Annotated in this window: 22 protein-coding genes; 4 read left to right on the top strand and 18 right to left on the bottom strand. The window is 39.8% G+C overall.

Annotated elements, in window-relative coordinates; translation table 11 throughout:
- Window positions 1-28: 28 nt before the first annotated feature.
- From ACTWQL_RS05820 to ACTWQL_RS05790, 7 genes are all read right to left on the bottom strand, one after another.
- Window positions 29-721, bottom strand: a complete 693-nt coding sequence (locus tag ACTWQL_RS05820) for a hypothetical protein (RefSeq protein ID WP_443141510.1) — start codon at window positions 719-721, stop codon at window positions 29-31.
- Window positions 722-1141: 420 nt separating this feature from the next.
- Window positions 1142-1981, bottom strand: coding sequence for a permease prefix domain 1-containing protein (locus ACTWQL_RS05815; protein ID WP_443141509.1), 840 nt, complete (start codon window positions 1979-1981; stop codon window positions 1142-1144).
- Window positions 1968-2318 (bottom strand): PadR family transcriptional regulator, encoded by a 351-nt coding sequence (locus ACTWQL_RS05810; RefSeq protein ID WP_443141508.1) that lies wholly within the window; start codon window positions 2316-2318, stop codon window positions 1968-1970. Before ACTWQL_RS05810 ends, ACTWQL_RS05815 begins: the two co-directional genes overlap by 14 nt.
- Window positions 2319-3021: 703 nt before the next feature.
- The gene (locus ACTWQL_RS05805; RefSeq protein WP_443141507.1) at window positions 3022-3456 is read right to left on the bottom strand and encodes a hypothetical protein; all 435 of its coding nucleotides are present in this window, start codon (window positions 3454-3456) and stop codon (window positions 3022-3024) included.
- 100 nt (window positions 3457-3556) lie between these two features.
- A complete protein-coding gene (locus tag ACTWQL_RS05800) occupies window positions 3557-3838 on the bottom strand; it encodes a hypothetical protein (RefSeq protein WP_443141506.1) in 282 nt (93 codons plus the stop codon).
- The gene (locus ACTWQL_RS05795; protein WP_443141505.1) at window positions 3838-4281 is read right to left on the bottom strand and encodes a DUF948 domain-containing protein; all 444 of its coding nucleotides are present in this window, start codon (window positions 4279-4281) and stop codon (window positions 3838-3840) included. The genes ACTWQL_RS05800 and ACTWQL_RS05795 overlap by 1 nt, the downstream gene beginning before the upstream one ends.
- 1 nt (window position 4282) lies before the next feature.
- Window positions 4283-4693, bottom strand: a complete 411-nt coding sequence (locus ACTWQL_RS05790; protein ID WP_443141504.1) for a DUF948 domain-containing protein — start codon at window positions 4691-4693, stop codon at window positions 4283-4285.
- Between the two features lie 133 nt (window positions 4694-4826).
- Here ACTWQL_RS05790 and ACTWQL_RS05785 point away from each other — a divergent pair, with 133 nt between their 5' ends.
- Together ACTWQL_RS05785 and ACTWQL_RS05780 are read left to right on the top strand one after the other, a co-directional pair.
- Window positions 4827-5018: a hypothetical protein gene (locus ACTWQL_RS05785; RefSeq protein ID WP_443141855.1), complete on the top strand. Its 192-nt coding sequence runs from the start codon at window positions 4827-4829 to the stop codon at window positions 5016-5018.
- Complete coding sequence (locus ACTWQL_RS05780) at window positions 4930-5676, top strand: YihY/virulence factor BrkB family protein (RefSeq protein ID WP_443141503.1); 747 nt, start codon at window positions 4930-4932, stop codon at window positions 5674-5676. Before ACTWQL_RS05785 ends, ACTWQL_RS05780 begins: the two co-directional genes overlap by 89 nt.
- Window positions 5677-5737: 61 nt before the next feature.
- Here ACTWQL_RS05780 and ACTWQL_RS05775 read toward each other — a convergent pair whose 3' ends face one another.
- The gene (locus ACTWQL_RS05775; RefSeq protein ID WP_443141502.1) at window positions 5738-6073 is read right to left on the bottom strand and encodes a winged helix-turn-helix transcriptional regulator; all 336 of its coding nucleotides are present in this window, start codon (window positions 6071-6073) and stop codon (window positions 5738-5740) included.
- A 117-nt stretch (window positions 6074-6190) separates the two neighbouring features.
- Here ACTWQL_RS05775 and ACTWQL_RS05770 point away from each other — a divergent pair, with 117 nt between their 5' ends.
- A complete protein-coding gene (locus tag ACTWQL_RS05770) occupies window positions 6191-6727 on the top strand; it encodes a GNAT family N-acetyltransferase (protein WP_443141501.1) in 537 nt (178 codons plus the stop codon).
- A 78-nt stretch (window positions 6728-6805) separates the two neighbouring features.
- Here the strand turns inward: ACTWQL_RS05770 and ACTWQL_RS05765 are convergent, their stop codons facing one another.
- From ACTWQL_RS05765 to ACTWQL_RS05740, 6 genes are all read right to left on the bottom strand, one after another.
- Window positions 6806-7045: a hypothetical protein gene (locus ACTWQL_RS05765; protein WP_443141500.1), complete on the bottom strand. Its 240-nt coding sequence runs from the start codon at window positions 7043-7045 to the stop codon at window positions 6806-6808.
- Between the two features lie 3 nt (window positions 7046-7048).
- Complete coding sequence (locus tag ACTWQL_RS05760; protein ID WP_443141499.1) at window positions 7049-7627, bottom strand: SGNH/GDSL hydrolase family protein; 579 nt, start codon at window positions 7625-7627, stop codon at window positions 7049-7051.
- A gap of 110 nt (window positions 7628-7737) precedes the next feature.
- On the bottom strand, window positions 7738-8262 hold the full coding sequence (locus ACTWQL_RS05755) for a GNAT family N-acetyltransferase (protein ID WP_443141498.1): 525 nt from the start codon (window positions 8260-8262) through the stop codon (window positions 7738-7740).
- A gap of 124 nt (window positions 8263-8386) precedes the next feature.
- Window positions 8387-10819, bottom strand: coding sequence for a DNA topoisomerase IV subunit A (parC, locus tag ACTWQL_RS05750; RefSeq protein WP_443141497.1), 2433 nt, complete (start codon window positions 10817-10819; stop codon window positions 8387-8389).
- A gap of 3 nt (window positions 10820-10822) precedes the next feature.
- On the bottom strand, window positions 10823-12796 hold the full coding sequence (parE, locus tag ACTWQL_RS05745) for a DNA topoisomerase IV subunit B (protein ID WP_443141496.1): 1974 nt from the start codon (window positions 12794-12796) through the stop codon (window positions 10823-10825).
- Window positions 12797-13177: 381 nt separating this feature from the next.
- A complete protein-coding gene (locus ACTWQL_RS05740; RefSeq protein WP_443141495.1) occupies window positions 13178-13588 on the bottom strand; it encodes a CoA-binding protein in 411 nt (136 codons plus the stop codon).
- 190 nt (window positions 13589-13778) lie between these two features.
- Between ACTWQL_RS05740 and ACTWQL_RS05735 the strand changes: the two genes are divergently transcribed.
- Window positions 13779-13904 carry a hypothetical protein gene (locus ACTWQL_RS05735; RefSeq protein WP_443141494.1) on the top strand — a complete coding sequence of 42 codons (126 nt, stop codon included), beginning with the start codon at window positions 13779-13781 and terminating at the stop codon, window positions 13902-13904.
- A 32-nt stretch (window positions 13905-13936) separates the two neighbouring features.
- Here the strand turns inward: ACTWQL_RS05735 and ACTWQL_RS05730 are convergent, their stop codons facing one another.
- The 4 genes from ACTWQL_RS05730 to ACTWQL_RS05715 form a co-directional block, all read right to left on the bottom strand.
- Complete coding sequence (locus tag ACTWQL_RS05730) at window positions 13937-15460, bottom strand: carboxypeptidase M32 (protein ID WP_443141493.1); 1524 nt, start codon at window positions 15458-15460, stop codon at window positions 13937-13939.
- Window positions 15461-15706: 246 nt separating this feature from the next.
- Window positions 15707-15898, bottom strand: a complete 192-nt coding sequence (locus ACTWQL_RS05725) for a hypothetical protein (RefSeq protein ID WP_443141492.1) — start codon at window positions 15896-15898, stop codon at window positions 15707-15709.
- A gap of 54 nt (window positions 15899-15952) precedes the next feature.
- Window positions 15953-17104 (bottom strand): THUMP domain-containing class I SAM-dependent RNA methyltransferase, encoded by a 1152-nt coding sequence (locus tag ACTWQL_RS05720; RefSeq protein WP_443141491.1) that lies wholly within the window; start codon window positions 17102-17104, stop codon window positions 15953-15955.
- 217 nt (window positions 17105-17321) lie between these two features.
- Window positions 17322-17483: a hypothetical protein gene (locus ACTWQL_RS05715; RefSeq protein ID WP_443141490.1), complete on the bottom strand. Its 162-nt coding sequence runs from the start codon at window positions 17481-17483 to the stop codon at window positions 17322-17324.
- Window positions 17484-17538 lie beyond the last annotated feature (55 nt).

Below are 17538 nucleotides of genomic sequence, written 5' to 3'. Positions count from 1 at the left end.
ATAATGACCAGGACCTTACTCCTTGTTGCTACTTGAGTTTTTGCTCGATTTCAGTATGTACAGATTCGATTTTCTCAGGAAGGACAAAGAGATATTCAATAAGGCCTTCCAGGAGTTCCATCAACAAGGCTGCTGTCTCATCATCGATTTCCCTTTCCAGCTCAAGCATTTCGTAAAAAGGACGATCTGGATGAACTAAATGGCTCAGTGATTGGATTGGTTTAGATAAATCGACATGCTTTGGTAATTGCTCGAATTGCTGAGAAAGGGATTGTTCTTTCGTTTTCTCTCCAAGATAATTTTTGAGAACACTTTCAATCACTCTTTTCGACATGACTGCAGTTGCAGAATTGTCTTTCGACTGACTGACATTCAAGGCAGAAGTATAGGATCTGATAAGATCTTTAGGAATGTTCTTGTTCCCCTGGATTTGATCCATGCGACCTTGTGAAGCCATTGGATCATAGATATAAATTTCAGCTTCTTGGATGTTGTGGTCTGAACGTTCATCCAGCATGATGACAAACACGGATGGTTTCTTACATTCGGAACAATGCCCTTCTGCGAACAATCCAGTTTTCTTTACCTGATAATAATTTGCTTTCAAAGTAAAATTCCCGGTTTTCCCACACTTCGGACAATGGCTTTTAAGTGACTTGGCAACCTTTAGATAACCATACTGGGTATAAGAAAGAATGGATGCTGGCAATATTTTTCTCAATTTGGACCTCCTTGTATGCTCAGACAGAATATGTAATGTCTTAACTTATTTCGAGATATTAAGACAAAGTTCCTCTTAAAAAACAAATAAAAAAATAGGATTTATTATCTCTTGATACTATTTAAATAAATGGCTTTGTTAAAGAATGATGTTGATTTCTTCGAAATTAACTCCCTTTCCGCTGGCGAACCGTAATCCTCCTCACGAACTTGGACAGTTCGTGGCGAGGTCTCACCTGGCCAGCTTTTCTCGCAGGAATGTCGTGAATTTCGTTTAAAGTAAACTTGGCAAAGCCAAGCATTTGGCGCTGGCTGAGCCTTTTCTTTAAGTGTAAAATCAACAACGAAGATTAACAAAACCAAATAAATAAAAGACGCCTTCTATCTTTGAAAGACGTCTTAGAAATCCAGAAGATGTTCTTCATGTTTTAATACTACTTATACGCTGCTGATTTTTATTAGTGGAAAAATGATAAATAATAAACCCTAATACATTTAATAAACCAAAAGCAATAACCCAAAGGATATTCAATCGTTTTTGATGATATGCATTCACGGTGGCCCAAATCGTAAATAAAGTCCAATAGATTGCAATTCCCACAAACAAAATAATAGTGAATAGCGTACCGAAGCTTCGATGTCTCATTTCAACATACCATTGTTCATTTCCGTTTCCATATGGAAAGAAATCAACACCTAACCATTTAGGAGCCCATAGTGTCCTTTCGTATTGGTATTCTGCTTCGGCCACATCAGTATTGTAACTTACAAAGTTAATCCCTTCTCTCCTAATTTTGTTAGAATCATAGATGCTTACTTCAACAATATGATTTGTTTTAAGTACTAATTGCTCAATTTCTTTACTTAGTTCAGAAGGGATGGCTGCTGTATTTTCCAATTCATCGAATATATCTGTTGCTATTATAGAAAGTTCATGTGCATTCGATTCTGCATTTTGCCAATGAAACAAAAACACTGATAAGGTGAGTAAAAGAGAGCCAATTGCTAAATAAAGTATCCTTTTGGCAAATAATTTTTGAACTTCGAATAATTGTCCCACAATAGAGCGTAATTCTGTTTCTTCACCAAATCGTTCAATGGCAATATCAATTGCTTTTTGCTCTGAATTACCTTCTAATTTTAATTCATGAACCGATTCCATGAGGTGGTTTCTCATTTCATCTTTCAGTTCTTGGATTTCTTTATTATTTCCTCCGATATTTTGATAGACCGATTCGACAAATACATCAATGCGCTTCATACTTCTTTCCCCCTTCCAAAAATGAATCTATTATTTTTTTTACAAATTGCCACTCCGATCGTTTTTTCTCATAACCCTCTTGTCCTAATGGAGTGAGCTTATAATACTTACGTCTTCCTCCTGGCCCTTGCTCATCCCCCCAGTAAGAAGTAATCCATTTATTCTTTTCAAGTCGTTTTAAGGACAAATAAAGCGTCCCTTCTTTTAGTTCAAATTGATTATCGCTTTTCTCCCTGACCAGTTTAGCTAATTCATAGCCATACATATCCCTTGTATCCAATAACGATAGAATCAATGTGTCTATATGCCCTTTAAGTACTTCTTTGTTAATTTCCATATTTTCTCACCCCCTATTTTATTTATATATTATATTACCTAATAATGCAAGGTATTATTTTTTATAGTGATAAAATGAAAAAAATGTACCAAAAAAAGATCTATTTCTAAGTGCCAGACACTCTGGAAATAGATCCCTTACCTATTTTGATACTTTATAATGCTGTTTTAAAAAAGTTGGTTGCTATTAAAAAACTTTTGATTGATTGAAACCTGTAAATGGATGAAATATACGAGACTCCAGCGGAATCAGCGGACCAAGCGAGATTCCCAGCTTCGGTTCGCCCTCACTAAAAGAGATTTTTATAAAAAGCTGTTTCACTTATAATCGGTTCAACATAAGAGATGACATCCACATTATGTTCATGGCACACCAATGAATAATGTTCGCATTCTTTATCTGGCAGTACTGATTCTTTTTGTATAAACTCGAAATATTTCGATCGATCATATGCACGGAATGATTCACCCTGAAAAATTTCAGCCTCATTCCATACCGTATAATCCTCATAAATAACTGAATATGTAACATAATGTGAAAAATCGATCTGATAGGTGGTTACATTACTGTCATAATGTGGAAAATCAGAAGATCCATTATGTTATCACTTCTATTTACGATTATCCTTAGTCTCACATCCTTCATTCTTCGTTCAGAAATTTGTTCGAGTGAAAGATGGTACCCTTTCAATTTCATGAGGTCTTTATAATTCACTTGCTCCCCCCTTTGTGGAATCAATCGTATCAAAGTTCGTCTCAACATATTCCCGGACTTTTTTCCATTCCCCATTTTCTTTATGGAAGGTTTCTACAAAAAGAAGCTTATCATCTATAAGTTCCCCATCAAGTTCAAGCGTCACCCAAAAAACAGCTATACCCTCTTGCTGCTTATTGATTTCGATCAGAATATCTTCAAACATCCATCTTGGGTTTATACGTTCAAGACTTTGGTAAGCTTGTTCCCATCCTTCACGTGCACGTTCATAACCCCAATCATCCAAGGTTAATTCAGGTAAAGCCCATCTCGCTTTCAGTTCTTTTGAAGTGTGGTTCACCATTTTCTTAGCGTCTAAGCTGTTCCAGGATTCACGATATCTCTCTAAAAACTGTTTGAAATCATTTAATAATTCATTTGTCACTTTCCCAGCCCCTTACATATTTCCTCGTTACATTTTCTATAGTTCTACAGTAATCCCTGCATAAAAAATAGGACTGCTGTTCACAGTCCTATTTTACACCTTATTTTGATGCTGCGATTTCCTTTTTGGCATTCAATGATGCATCTTTGCTGACATCATCCGCTGCCTTTTTAATACTGATATATTGATTTCTTCCATGGGTGTAGAAGTCCTCTTTCTTATGATCATACTTTTCTTTAGAAAGTGTAGGTATGGAGATTCCTTTACGCTTGCTTTCTTTATTTATTGCGTAACTGATTCCACCGACAAAACCTGTAACGAAACAAGAACTGATAATCCCCAATAATTTCTTTTTATCTGAGTTGTTTTTACTATTTTCCATTAGATTTGCTCCTCTTTTAAAGATTTTTTCGCCTTACGTTTCTGATTCCAATAATATCCCAGTGCAAGAGCACCATATATACCGCCCAAGTCGCGTTTATGGACGATATCCTTTCCTTCGGAGGTGTTTTTCTTCACTGTACTGGTGGCATCCACAAGTGATGATGATAACTTTCTAGACGTTTCTCCAATATCCCCGACTATATAAAACAAAGGGCTTAATGCTCTCAATTTTTCATTTACATCTGCGAGCGTGTCATTGCTTTTATAGATAAGGTCTCCGGTTTGTTTCGTGATTTCATTCAAATGACCAGGTAATTGTTCGACAGTTTGATCTACACCTTTTATAACAGTTGCTAAATTATTTAGTACACGTGCAAGAAAAATGGTTAATACTACAAATGCCAGGCCAATGATCAAAACGCCAATCCCAACTAAATCCATATCATCCCTCTTTTCTTTTATTTTTTTCCTTATAAATTCGAAACGCTGCATTTCCCCATTTAACAAGTTTGACAATTTGCTTGGATTGTCCATTAGCATGGGAAGAAAAATGATCTGCAGAGCGATTTATCGTTCGGTTCGCATGATCAAGGAGTCCACCTACATGCTGTAATGTTTGTACTAATCCAGATGTAGAATGAAGCTTGTGATGAATGTCATCGACGATATGACTTGTTTCCTTAACAAGATGCTTTGAACCGCCTGTTATTTCTTCCATTTGTCCTTCCAATTGATCTACTGAATGCTCGAGGCTATTAACAGCACCGTTGACGCTGTGGAGTATTCGTACCAGATAAAATACAATCACAGCAAATGACACAGCAATCAACAAAATCCCGATATAAACCAACACCGATCACCACACCTCCTTGAACATCTTTACCCGATTCTTATATTAGAAAAACGTTTTTAATAACAAGATTAACTCCCCATTCTGAGGGGAAGGAGATAGAAACGGGAAAATCCTAAATCAAGAGAGGTGTATTATGAATATAAAATATTATGCAAAAGAAATTAGTGGAGAGTTTCAAAAAGATGATGTCCCACTATTAGCAGCAGCCCAGGCTTATCATTACTTCGATTGTACCGATGCTGATTTTGCTTCTATCAATCGTACCGTATTTGAATATAAGTGGAGAAGAAGTCATGAATTACATGAGCAAAATATTACCAGATGAAACAACTTCCATTTTTAAAGAGAATATTGTCAGTGTCGTCGAAACACCGAACGGAGGATTACTTACTGTTGGTATCTTAGGAACAATCTGGTCTGCCTCCAATGGTATCAATGCCTTTATAAAAGCTTCGAACAAAGCGTACGATGTAGAGGAAAGCAGATCTTTCATTTTGGTCAGGTTACTCTCGATCGGACTGACTTTCGGAATGATCATTGCATTTGTAGTCGCTCTAGTCCTTCCTGTATTCGGACAGGTCATTATAAAAATGGTGCATTCCTTTGTCCCAATGCCCGACCACATCAAGTTGTTATTGAACATTTTACGATGGGTCATCAGTATCGTTGTCATTACAGGAGTCCTGATGGTCCTTTATCGATTCGCACCAGCTAAGAAATCACCTGTAAAAGAAATTATTCCTGGCGCTTGTCTCGCATCCATTCTGTGGTTGCTGATTTCACTCGCATTTTCGTTTTATGTCAGTAATTTTGGCAGCTATTCAGCAACATATGGAAGTTTAGGTGGAATCATCGTCATGATGATCTGGTTCTTTTTAACAGGATTGATTTTGATGGTAGGAGCGGAAATAAACGTGGTGAATCATAGAAGAAAAGTTCAGAAGACGACTTCGCAATCAGGTGAAATGGAATTGACTCATTGATAAATGAATTTAAAAATCAGAGGGATGGTTTCGTTGCCATCCCTCCTTTCTATTGAAAACATCATTTATTTTGCATTCGTTTTCCCCATTTAGCAAGTGATTCTAAATTGTTTATCAAGTCTACCCCTTCTTCTGTCAGCGAGTATTCGACTCTTGGCGGGACCTCCATGTATTGTTTACGGACGATGAGCCCATAACTCTCCATTTCTTTTAACGATTGGGATAACATCATGTTGGTGATTCCATCGATGTTTCGTTTCAATTCGTTATAACGCAATGTTTCGTTCTGGCTCAATGCCCAGATGATAGGAAGCCGCCACTTACCTCCAATCAAGTTCAAGGCATACGTTAATGGGCAATCTTTTATATTTTTGATTCCTGATTCGTCACAGTTCATTGACAATCCCCCATTACTCAGTTTTTTCTGACTAAGTCAGAAAAAACTGCATACTTGTATTAATTTCACAATGTATTAAAATTATATCGTACTTTGAAAGAGTAAAGGAGTGAGAAAATGGAATTAAAATATGAAATTCTACCTGAAGAAAAAATAGATTACTGCCGTGATATTTGTAATGAGCTCATGGCCTTTCAAAAATCGAAAGCATACATAACACCAGAATTGTTTGATAACATGAGTTTTGAAACCAGATTGCTCCCTTCTGTAAAAAACGCGATCCACAATTATACGGTAATCGTAAAAGATGAGGATAAAATCGTAGGGTATGTCTATTCAAACATTTCTCCAAAAGAAGCCTATTCAAATGATTTTGCAACATTTTTTGACCTATCTTCAGTCGGTACACCTAATGTCGGGTGTTTATCCCAATTTTATATTAAGCAAGAATACAGGAAGTCTGGGGTCGGGTCTACTCTATTCAATATGTCTATAGACTGGTTGCAACAATTCGAGGATGTCCAGGATTATTTCATATTTGTCTCTAATGGCAATGCTGGTGCCCTTGAATTCTATAAACGCAAAGGGTTTTCCATCAGCCATGACATTTTGGACGGATTCATAACGGTTTTACGTAGCAAAAGAGTAAATTAGATTGATTTTAAGTTGCCACCCATTAAAAAGGCGTACCCTGTCAAGAAACAGAGTACGCTGAAGTTTCTTTTAATTTATTTAAGTACGTTTTTCTAACAAGGTCCAAATCAGGTAGATGAAAATAGAGATCCCTGCTACTATCAAAAGTCCATTCATTAATACGTCGATATCTATTTCTTGTACCGTCTGCATAGGTGCACCAGATACATTATCTTTTCCCATATCATTGAGTGTTGAACCCTTGTAATCAAGGGTTAAGAAAGAGATCAGTACACCAAGAATTATCCCGCCTAATAATGAAATCAGACCTTTCTTCAAATATTATCTCCCTCCTCTAAACTTTATTTCTTCAATCTTATTGATTATTAAATCAGCCAATATATCATAACCTTTTTCACCAAAATGCAGCCCATCATTTTCTAACCCTTTCAGTATTTCTTGAAAATGATCCCGGGCGAGCATTTCAGTGAACAAATCGATAAAATAGCAACCATTTGATTCAGCAACTTTTTTTACAATTAAAGCGTACTCCCTTAAGGTCTTATTATTCCTTGCATCCTGCTTCTCTTCATCTACTGGAGAAGGAGAAATCAAAATGGTTTTTTCTGGGCTAATACTATGTACTAATTTAATCATGTTATTTTCAAACGTCTCTAAGTCAATCATTTTATGAAATGCGGCATCGTTAGCTCCAAAAAGAATGGTTGCTAAATCAGGATTATGATTAACCACATCTTTCTCAATTCTTTTTAAAGCATCAAAAGTGTTATCACCTGCAACACCAGAATTAATGATTTCAAAATCTTTTAATATTGAAGAGAGCTTCGTAGCTAGAATTGGTTTAGCATATCCTTCATTTCTAGCAGTTATGCTATCTCCAAAACATACCAATTTAAGCATTATAACCTCCAGCTAAAAAAATCCTGTAAGTACTTGCTATCCTATTCTTTGGCACTGACCAGATGTGCGATGCTAACGCCTTAAAATTTAACCATAGCCCAATAACATTATCACCTTAATATCTTCTCCATACGAATATCAGCCCACATTCTATCCTTCCAGTAGGTGAAATCTTGGATCCTGCCGATTTTCTGATAACCTAACTTTTGATAAAGCTTATGTGCGTGTGTATTAAATTCGAACACGCCTAGTTCAATACGTTCAAGGTCTTGCTGCCTGATTTGTTCTTCCAAATACTTTATCGCTTGATATCCTACCCCCTTTCCACGGCCATTTGGATCACCAATCGTTATCCCTATCCACGCGGTTCCCGGTACTCTTTTGAAGAGATGTCCAGGATCGATCATATAGTTCATTTCTCCAATCAGCTGATCATCATAATAAATCAGATAGATGTGATGGTGTTCCAATCGTTTTGTCAAATCTTCCATAGTCATATTCCCTCTATACGCCAACTCTTCCTCGTTTTTGTTTGGTCGAGTCAATGGAATCAAAGCAGAATCGTTTTCCCATCGGTTTAGCATATCCACAAGGGATATGGTAGGTTCAGTTAGTTCAATGAATTGAATACTCACGGCGCTCTCCCTTCCATCTATATACATCTTACTTCCATTATAGCGCAACGTCTAAAAACACATAAAAAAGACTGCCCTAAAAGAAATGTGTCACACACTTTTGGGACAGTCCCTATGTTTTGGATTATTCTTCTTCTTTTTTCCGTTTCCAGGCGTCTACAATCTTTCCTTCTGTTGTTACGTCTATGATGAATGACCCGTTATTGTACCGGTCAGCCGGACGGAGATGCGTCGGATCGATCACTTCTTCTTTTCCTTTTTCGGCCTCGATCCAGAAGAGATACTCTTCACTTACAGGTAGCGCTTTGACGATTCGGTGCGGATTTGATTTGAGTTCACGTAGCATGACAACGCCACGTTTCGCTCTGGATGTCCGTTCAAATTCATTTTCCAATCGCATTTTCTTCACAGCACCGCGATTCGTGACGACGACAACTTCTGTGCGTTTGTCTTTATCTTTAACAAATCCGCTGACGACATGATCATCATCCTTCAGGTTGATCGCTTTGACACCTGCAGCGCGCTGGCCGACCACACTAACTTCTTCTTCCTCATACCAGAGGCCATATCCCTTGTACGTCGCAATGAAAATTTCTTTTTTACCATCCGTTACAAAAACATCAACGAGTTCATCTTCCTTTTTCAATTTCAGTGCCATCAGTGGTTTTGAATAACGTTGTGCCTTATAATTCGAAAGTTCTGTCCGCTTGACCATTCCATTTTTCGTAAAGAACAACAAATATTCATCTGCCTTGAATTCCTCCACGATCATTGCGTCCACCACTGTTTCATCACGATCGATCGAAACAATGTTCGTGACGTGCTGACCAGCATCCTTCCAGCGGATATCCGGTAATTCATGGACTGGTATGTGGAGATAGTTCCCTTTATTCGTGAAAACGAGCATCGTATTGGTGGTATTTCCATTGTAAATCTTCAAGACGCGATCGGTATCCTTCATGCCAGGGGGTTCCCCATTCGATGCGGAATAGGAACGAGGGCTTGTCCGCTTCACATAGCCTTCCTTTGTCACAGAGATGACGACATCCTCAGAAGGAATCATCACTTCCAGGTTGATCTTGATTTCCTGGATCTCTGCTTCGATGACAGACCGACGGTTATCAACGTAGGTTTTCTTCACTCGCGCCAATTCTTTTTTGATGACAGATAGCAATTTCCGTTCGCTGTTCAAAATCGTAAGCAGTTCTTTGATTTGCTTTTCAAGCTCTTCTGCTTCTTTTTCCAATGTCTTGATATCGGTATTTGTCAATCGGTATAGCTGTAACGTAACGATCGCTTCAGCTTGAGCTTCAGTAAATGCATATTGCTCAATCAAATTATTCTTCGCGTCTTTTTTATCTTTAGATGCTCGGATTGTCGCAATCACTTCATCTAAAATCGAAATCGCCTTGATCAATCCTTCAACGACATGTTGACGATCCTGGGCTTTTTTCAATTCATATTTAGAGCGGTTCGTCACCACTTCACGCTGGTGCTGGATATAGGCATCGATCAGCTTTTTGAGTCCCATCAATTGCGGTGTACGGTTATGGATCGCAACCATATTGAAGTTATAGGAAATCTGCAGGTCGGTATTCTTGAATAGATAATTCAAGACACCCTGTGAATCTGCTTCTTTTTTCAATTCGATTACGATTCTCAGCCCAGTTCGGTCTGTTTCATCTCGAACTTCCGAAATGCCATCGACTTTTTTATCGATACGCAGCTCATCCATCCGTTTCACGAGGTTCGCTTTATTCACTTCATAAGGAATCTCTGTGATGACGATTTGTTGACGACCGCCGCGTTGTTCCTCGATTTCAGTCTTGGCACGGATGACGATTTTCCCTTTACCGGTTTCATATGCCTGCTTGATGCCATCGACACCCTGGATGATACCTCCAGTCGGGAAGTCCGGTCCTTTGATGACGGTCATCAGCTCATCGACTGTACTCTCCGGCTTATCGATTTGCATTGTAACGGCATCAATCACTTCGCCAAGGTGATGTGGCGGGATTTCCGTTGCATACCCTGAAGAAATCCCCGTCGAACCATTGACAAGCAAACTCGGGAACAATGCTGGAAGGACAACCGGTTCTTCCTGCGTATCATCAAAGTTTGGTGTGAAGTCGACGGTTTTTTTATCGATATCACGGAGCAATTCTGAAGCGATCGGAGAAAGCCGTGCCTCTGTATAACGCATAGCAGCCGGAGGATCCCCGTCGATGCTTCCGTTGTTTCCGTGCATTTCTACGAGTACATTCCGCACTTTCCAATCCTGGCTCAGACGGACCATCGCGTCATAGACGGATGTGTCACCGTGCGGATGATAATTACCGATTACATTACCGACGGTTTTCGCTGATTTACGAAACGGTTTGTCGGACACGTTTCCATCCTGATACATCGCATACAGGATACGCCGTTGTACAGGCTTCAACCCATCGCGTGCATCAGGTAAAGCACGTTCTTGAATGATGTATTTACTATATCGGCCGAAACGATCGCCAATGATATCTTCCAATGGTAAATCTAAAAATTTCTCTGCATTCGTCAAAGCTTACTCCCCCTCAACAACTTCAAGGTTCTCATTTTCTAAGATGTTCGTCTCTTCATCCAATCCAAAGGCCACGTTCGATTCGATCCATTTCCGTCTTGGTTCGACCTTGTCACCCATCAAGACAGATACCCGACGTTCTGCACGTGCGATATCTTCGATTTTCACTCGGATCAGTGTACGCGTTTCAGGATTCATGGTCGTTTCCCATAATTGATCCGCGTTCATTTCACCAAGACCTTTGTAGCGTTGGATCGTATAGCCCTTACCGACTTTCTTGATAGCCTGCTTCAAGCCGTCTTCGTCCCAGGCATATTCGATGATTTCTTTCTTGCCTTTTCCTTTACTCACTTTATAAAGAGGAGGAAGTGCAATATAGACTTTTCCTGCTTCGATCATCGGTTTCATGTAACGGTAGAAGAATGTCAGCAAAAGAACCTGGATATGAGAGCCATCTGTATCCGCATCTGTCATGATAACGACTTTGTCATAGTTCGAATCCTTAACTGTAAAGTCTGCTCCGACTCCAGCACCGATTGCGTTGATGATCGTGTTGATTTCCTCATTTTTAAAAATATCCTGTAACTTCGCTTTTTCCGTGTTGATGACTTTCCCTCGAAGTGGCAAGATCGCCTGGAAACGGCGGTCACGCCCTTGTTTAGCGGAACCTCCTGCAGAATCACCCTCTACAAGATATAATTCATTTTTATTCGCATTACGTGATGAAGCAGGTGTCAGCTTCCCGCTGAGCATCGAGTCTTTCCGTTTATTCTTCTTCCCATTCCGTGCATCCTCACGAGCTTTTCGCGCCGCTTCACGTGCTTGTGCTGCCTTCACAGATTTACGGATGAGCATTTCGCTGATTTTCGGATTCTCTTCTAAGAAATAGTTCAACTGTTCGGATACGACCGCATCCACAGAAGAGCGTGCGTCACTCGTACCGAGCTTACTTTTCGTCTGGCCTTCGAACTGAAGCTTCTCTTCGGGAATTCGGACAGAAACGATTGCTGTAAGTCCTTCACGAATATCCGAACCATCTAAGTTCTTATCCTTTTCTTTTAACAGCCCGGTCTTACGTGCATATTCATTGAAAACACGTGTCATTGCCGTTTTCGAACCCGATTCATGTGTGCCCCCGTCTTTCGTCCGGACGTTGTTGACGAAGGATAACATGTTTTCTGAATAGCCGTCATTGAACTGGAACGCGAACTCTACATCAATCGCATTCTGAAATCCCTGGAATGATACGACGGGATGCAGCGTATCCTTTTCTTCATTCAAATAATCGACGAATGCCTGGATTCCTGTATCGAACTGGAATACGGTATTTTCATTTTCGTTATCACGCTGGTCAATCAAATCGATTTTCATGCCTTTTAAAAGGAATGCTGCTTCTCTTAGACGCTCACTTAATGTTTCGTAGTTGAATGTTGTCATTGAGAACATAGACGGATCCGGCTTGAAATGGATGATCGTCCCTGATTTTCTCGTTGATCCTATTTTTTCAAGAGTGGTCGCTGGCTTTCCACCATTGATGAAACGTTGGTTATAGATGACACCGTCCCGATGGATGGTTACCTCTAGCCATTCGGAGAGCGCATTGACGACAGATGCACCTACACCATGCAGTCCGCCACTCGTCTTGTATCCACCTTGACCGAATTTACCTCCAGCATGAAGAACCGTCAAAATGACTTCCGGAGTTGGCTTCCCTGTCTTATGCATACCTGTGGGCATACCTCGCCCTTCATCCTTGACACTGATGCTGTTATCTTTATGTATGGTTACAGTGATGGCATTCCCATACCCTGCTAATGCTTCATCAACTGCGTTATCTACGATTTCATATACAAGATGGTGCAAACCGCGACTGTCAGTACTGCCGATATACATACCAGGTCGTTTTCGGACAGCCTCTAGACCCTCCAATACCTGGATTGCATCATCATTATATGAAAGCTGTTCTCTCGTAGCCAAAACCCTCGTGCCCCTTTCAATACTCAGACAATCATTTTTTATAGTAATGTTATCAGAACATTTGTTCACATACAATCTCTATTTATGTTTATGTTCATGAAAAGTATCGGTATGAACCGTACGTTTGTGAAGTTTTCTTCTCACAATGAATCATTATATCATACCGTTCAACTTGTCCCATTTCCCGAGTTATCATTCGTTTTTCCCGAAATTCGACTTTTCATTCAGAAGTCTATGGGATAAAGAAAACTTGGCAAAGACAAACCTTAGCGCAGGCTGAGCTTTAGTTGCCCTTATATTGAAGAAAGTATTTATACTTTCTTTAAATGTGAATAAAATGAACCACCCAGCCTGGAGTGGTTCAATTCCTTTTAATTCCTTTTACATTGTTGCGTGTTCAACTTTAATACAACGATCCATGATGATAGTCATACCTTTACCTTCAAGGATATCAACAACCTCTTCATTGATAAGTCCGAGTTGGGCCCAAAACACATTAGCGTCAATTCCTTTCACTTCCTCTGCAACCGCAGGAAGTTCTTCACTGCGCCTGAACACGTTGACGATATCAATCGGACCTTCTACATCTTTTAGTGATGAATAAGCTTTAATCCCCATAGCCTCATCGATCGTCGGATTGACCGGAATGATCTCATAGCCGTTATCTTGCATGTATTTCGAAACCTGGTAAGACATTCGATGTGGTTTATTGGAAAGACCTATAACAGCAATACGCTTCTTCGTTTTTAAAATTTCATTGATAGCCGCTTGATCTGGATTTTGGAAACCCATTTCGAATCCTCTCCTTTATCCTGTATCGTTATTTAATAACCTTTCACGAAACACGCCATTTCAAACCTTCCACTTTATAAACTTCGCTTAAAATTCTTCAAAACCTTCTTTTAATTGTCTCACTTTTCATTGAACAACATATATTGTTTATAAGAAAAAAAGTTGCCTTAAAGAAAAAGGGGGACGACAAATGCCTACGAATATCAAAAAGAAGATTTCCTGCTACACGATGATCTTGAACTTCTTTTCTCTAATTGATGATCATGAACGAGATGAAATTCTACAAAAGGTAATGCAAAGAAATCCCCACTCCTAAACATGATCGGAAGCGGGGATTTTCTTTATTGATTAGTTGATTTTATAAACGTTACGATATTTATCTGTCAAATAGTTGATCAGATGCTGAGCATTCAATCCTTCCCCAGTTACATCCTTGATGATTTCGATCGGCTTTTTCATTTTCCCATGCTGATGTACATTCTTCGTCAACCATTCTTTGATGGGTAAAAGGTTGCCATCTTTAAGCTTCTGATTGAAATCAGGAAGATCTTTCAACATCGCCTGTTTCAGTTGTGCTGCATAGATATAACCTAGTGCATATGACGGGAAGTATCCAAAGTCTCCACCGGACCAGTGAATATCCTGCAAAACACCTTCTCCATCATGCTTTGGTTGGATTCCGAGGTATTCCTGCATTTTTTCGTTCCAGATACCAGGAAGATCCTTGACTTGAATCTGGTCGCTGAACAATCCTTTTTCGATTTCATATCGAATAATGATATGCAATGGATATGTCATTTCATCTGCTTCAATACGGATCAAGGATGGACCTGCAACATTGATCGCACGATAAAAATCATCCATGGAAACCTTATCGAACTGCCCATTCGTATACGACTTGAATGTTTCGTAGTTATTTTCCCAAAACGCTTGATTACGTCCTACGAAGTTTTCCCAGAACAGGGATTGGGACTCATGGACTCCCATTGAAGTACCTGTACATAAGAGTGTGCCAATGAGGTCTCCACTTATATTCTGTTCATATAACGCATGGCCGCCTTCGTGGATCGTCCCGAAAACAGCAGTTCTAAAATCCGCTTCATCATATTTCGTTGTGACACGAACATCTCCCGGATTCAGACCGATCGCGAATGGATGATTCGTCTGATCAAGTCGGCCAGCCTGGAAATCATAACCCATCTTTTTCAGTACATGCATGCTGAAATCCCTTTGTTTATCCGCTGGAAAATGCTCGAATAAAAATGAAGTATCAGGCTGCTGCTTCGAGCTGACCACATCCTGCACAAGCGGTACGATCGCTTCTCTCAGTTGATTGAATACACGGTCTATCGTCTCGACATTGACTCCAGGCTCATATAAATCGAGCAATGTGTTATATGGATGTCCATCATGACCCCAATAGCTTACGAAGTTCTTTTTGAATTGGACAAGTTTCTCCAAGTACGGTTGCAGGATTGAAAAGTCTGATGCATCTTTTGCATCTTCCCAAACATTTTCAGCTTTTGATTGGGTAATGACATATTCTCTATATTCTGCTTCTGGAATCTTTTCGTTCCTTTCATATTCCTCTTTTGCTTCTTGTACAGCTCTTTTCGTAATAGCACTCAAGTTTGGATGAAGTGAAGAATCATTTAACGCATTCAAGCATTCTTTCATTTCTTTTGAAGTGGATAATTTGAATACTTCTGAAGATAACATACCGATCACTTCGGAACGCTGCTCCACTCCTCGTTTCGGCGCTCCAGTCCTTAGATCCCAGATCATTAAGCCAATCGCTTCATTATAGCTTGTGATTCGTTGGGTAAGCTCCTGGAACTTTTGCTCCATTTTATTTGCTGTTGTACTTGTCATCTATTTCATCCCCCTACTATGTATCGTGTTTCAAGCCCATCCTACTAATTTGACATCACATAAAGAAAATCCTTTAATGTTTATAAAATATTGCTTTATTCGAAATTTTGATTCTAAGTACGGTACGTGAAATTTTAATAAGATTTAACGGATAGCACGGTCGTTATTTGGGGTAGAATCAGTAAATAAGTTGTCCTGTAACTTGTTCCAGCGCATAAAAATACTGAACTTAGCTGTTTAGCCAGTTCAGTTTTCTTGTATCCATAACGTTGACGAGTATCTGCTCATATCTCGGTGGTTTCCGGTTTCAAACGCGATTGCTTTATGAAGCTCATCACTTATGCTCTGACATGCACCCTCATAACATGGTTCATTCAAGCTTTTTAAAGCATTCATCGCCTGCGTCACTCGTTCGATATCGTTATACCGTTCATACATAACAATCCACCCACCTAGTTTGATTACTCCTAGTATGGGTGGATTGTTCAGTTGTTAAACCTCGACATGTCTACGAGGTGGCTTTTTACCGAAAAATTGATAGTAATGGCATTTCAAATCACCATTATAGAGCTTCCGCTTTTTCGACGCCTTTTCCCCGTATAACGTCTCGAAGCCATCATGTGATGTAAGAATATAGAGTGACCAGGTGTCGAGCTTCCTGAAAACTTCTCCTAAATCCGCATATAACGCCTCTACATAGTCTTTTTCATTTAACCGCTCTCCATATGGAGGATTTCCGACTACATATCCATACTCTGATTTTGTATGGAAATCCTTCACCTGCATTTGTTTGAACCGGATATCATCTTCAAAACCAGCTTCATTCGCATTGTTCTCAGAGAGTTCTATCATTTTGTGATCGATATCCGAGCCCATTATATCGATTGGCAGTTCGAAGTTTGCAACATCGTGCGCTTCTTCAACGGTCTGGTACCATAGTTTCTTATCGAGCCATGACCAGTTTTCAGACGCAAACTCCCTGTTCAATCCTGGAGCGATATTTTTCGCGATCATCGCAGCTTCGATCGGAATCGTTCCAGAACCGCAGAATGGATCGAGAAACGGCCTGTCCGGCTTCCAGTTCGTCAATTGAATCAAGGCTGCCGCCAACGTTTCTTTCAATGGTGCTTCGTTGTGCAAATAACGGTATCCTCGTTTGTGCAATCCTTCTCCGCTCGTGTCGATCGTCAATGTCGCTATGTCTTTATGCAAGGCAACCTCTACCCTGTAAAATGCGCCGTTTTCAGGCAGCCACCCTTCGACACCATACGTTTCCTTCATCTTTTCAACGATCGCTTTCTTGACGATCGCCTGACAATCCGAAACACTGAATAACTTTGATTTTACAGAACGGCCAATGACCGGGAATTCTGCATCCTCGGGCAGAAAATCTCCCCATGGCAGGGCCTTGGTCTGTTCAAACAACTCTTCAAAGGATAACGCCTTGAAGGATCCGATCTTAAGTTTAATACGATCGGCTGTACGAAGCCATAAGTTCAAACGTGGAATCGCACGTTCGTCAGCTTCGACAATGATCCTTCCGTTTTCAACTTGTACTTTTTCATAACCCAATTGTCGAACTTCATTGGCGACAATCGATTCTAATCCCATCGCTGCAGTAGCGATCAACGTAATCTGTCTCATTTTTGAATACTCCAATCTTTATGTATGCTCTCCCCATTATACTGAATGGAATCGGACATTTCTAATTTTCGAAAACTCGTTCCCTTTCTGCGTGTATTCGCCTGCCTTATATACTGCTATCTTGTCGAACAACATCAAATGTTGATGAAAACTGTACATAAATCATGGGAAATGTACATAAAAAAAGTCTCTTTTCTAAAAGATGGTTGCTTTTGAGTCATTTTAAAAAACTCACCTGTGCAAGTTGATTGGAGAGCAAGGTACGAGACTCCTCGAAAATGAAAATCACATTTTCTTCTTGCGATGAAACGCTGCCGAAGCTTTCCTTGTCCTGCGGGATCAGCGTGCCTACTACCTGAATAATCTCCTCGCAAGGCATGCGACGAGGAAGCTCGCTTCGACAGGACTTTCTTGTAGACGCAGGAGCACAAATG

Source organism: Pseudalkalibacillus sp. R45 (genome assembly GCF_052246725.1).
Lineage (GTDB): Bacteria > Bacillota > Bacilli > Bacillales > Fictibacillaceae > Pseudalkalibacillus.
The sequence above is the reverse complement of the archived record's forward strand: the minus strand, read 5'-3'. Positions and strand labels throughout refer to the sequence as shown.

Bases quoted from the DNA above. Each gene is read 5' to 3' on its own strand.
- ACTWQL_RS05815 (WP_443141509.1), bottom strand. From the start codon at position 1,981: ATGAAGCGCATTGATGTATTTGTCGAATCGGTCTATCAAAATATCGGA.
- ACTWQL_RS05810 (WP_443141508.1), bottom strand. From the start codon at position 2,318: ATGGAAATTAACAAAGAAGTACTTAAAGGGCATATAGACACATTGATT.
- ACTWQL_RS05800 (WP_443141506.1), bottom strand. From the start codon at position 3,838: ATGGAAAATAGTAAAAACAACTCAGATAAAAAGAAATTATTGGGGATT.
- ACTWQL_RS05795 (WP_443141505.1), bottom strand. From the start codon at position 4,281: ATGGATTTAGTTGGGATTGGCGTTTTGATCATTGGCCTGGCATTTGTA.
- ACTWQL_RS05785 (WP_443141855.1), top strand. From the start codon at position 4,827: ATGAATATAAAATATTATGCAAAAGAAATTAGTGGAGAGTTTCAAAAA.
- ACTWQL_RS05780 (WP_443141503.1), top strand. From the start codon at position 4,930: ATGCTGATTTTGCTTCTATCAATCGTACCGTATTTGAATATAAGTGGA.
- ACTWQL_RS05775 (WP_443141502.1), bottom strand. From the start codon at position 6,073: ATGAACTGTGACGAATCAGGAATCAAAAATATAAAAGATTGCCCATTA.
- ACTWQL_RS05770 (WP_443141501.1), top strand. From the start codon at position 6,191: ATGGAATTAAAATATGAAATTCTACCTGAAGAAAAAATAGATTACTGC.
- ACTWQL_RS05760 (WP_443141499.1), bottom strand. From the start codon at position 7,627: ATGCTTAAATTGGTATGTTTTGGAGATAGCATAACTGCTAGAAATGAA.
- ACTWQL_RS05740 (WP_443141495.1), bottom strand. From the start codon at position 13,588: ATGGGTTTCCAAAATCCAGATCAAGCGGCTATCAATGAAATTTTAAAA.
- ACTWQL_RS05735 (WP_443141494.1), top strand. From the start codon at position 13,779: ATGCCTACGAATATCAAAAAGAAGATTTCCTGCTACACGATGATCTTG.
- ACTWQL_RS05730 (WP_443141493.1), bottom strand. From the start codon at position 15,460: ATGACAAGTACAACAGCAAATAAAATGGAGCAAAAGTTCCAGGAGCTT.
- ACTWQL_RS05725 (WP_443141492.1), bottom strand. From the start codon at position 15,898: ATGTATGAACGGTATAACGATATCGAACGAGTGACGCAGGCGATGAAT.
- ACTWQL_RS05720 (WP_443141491.1), bottom strand. From the start codon at position 17,104: ATGAGACAGATTACGTTGATCGCTACTGCAGCGATGGGATTAGAATCG.
- ACTWQL_RS05715 (WP_443141490.1), bottom strand. From the start codon at position 17,483: ATGCCTTGCGAGGAGATTATTCAGGTAGTAGGCACGCTGATCCCGCAG.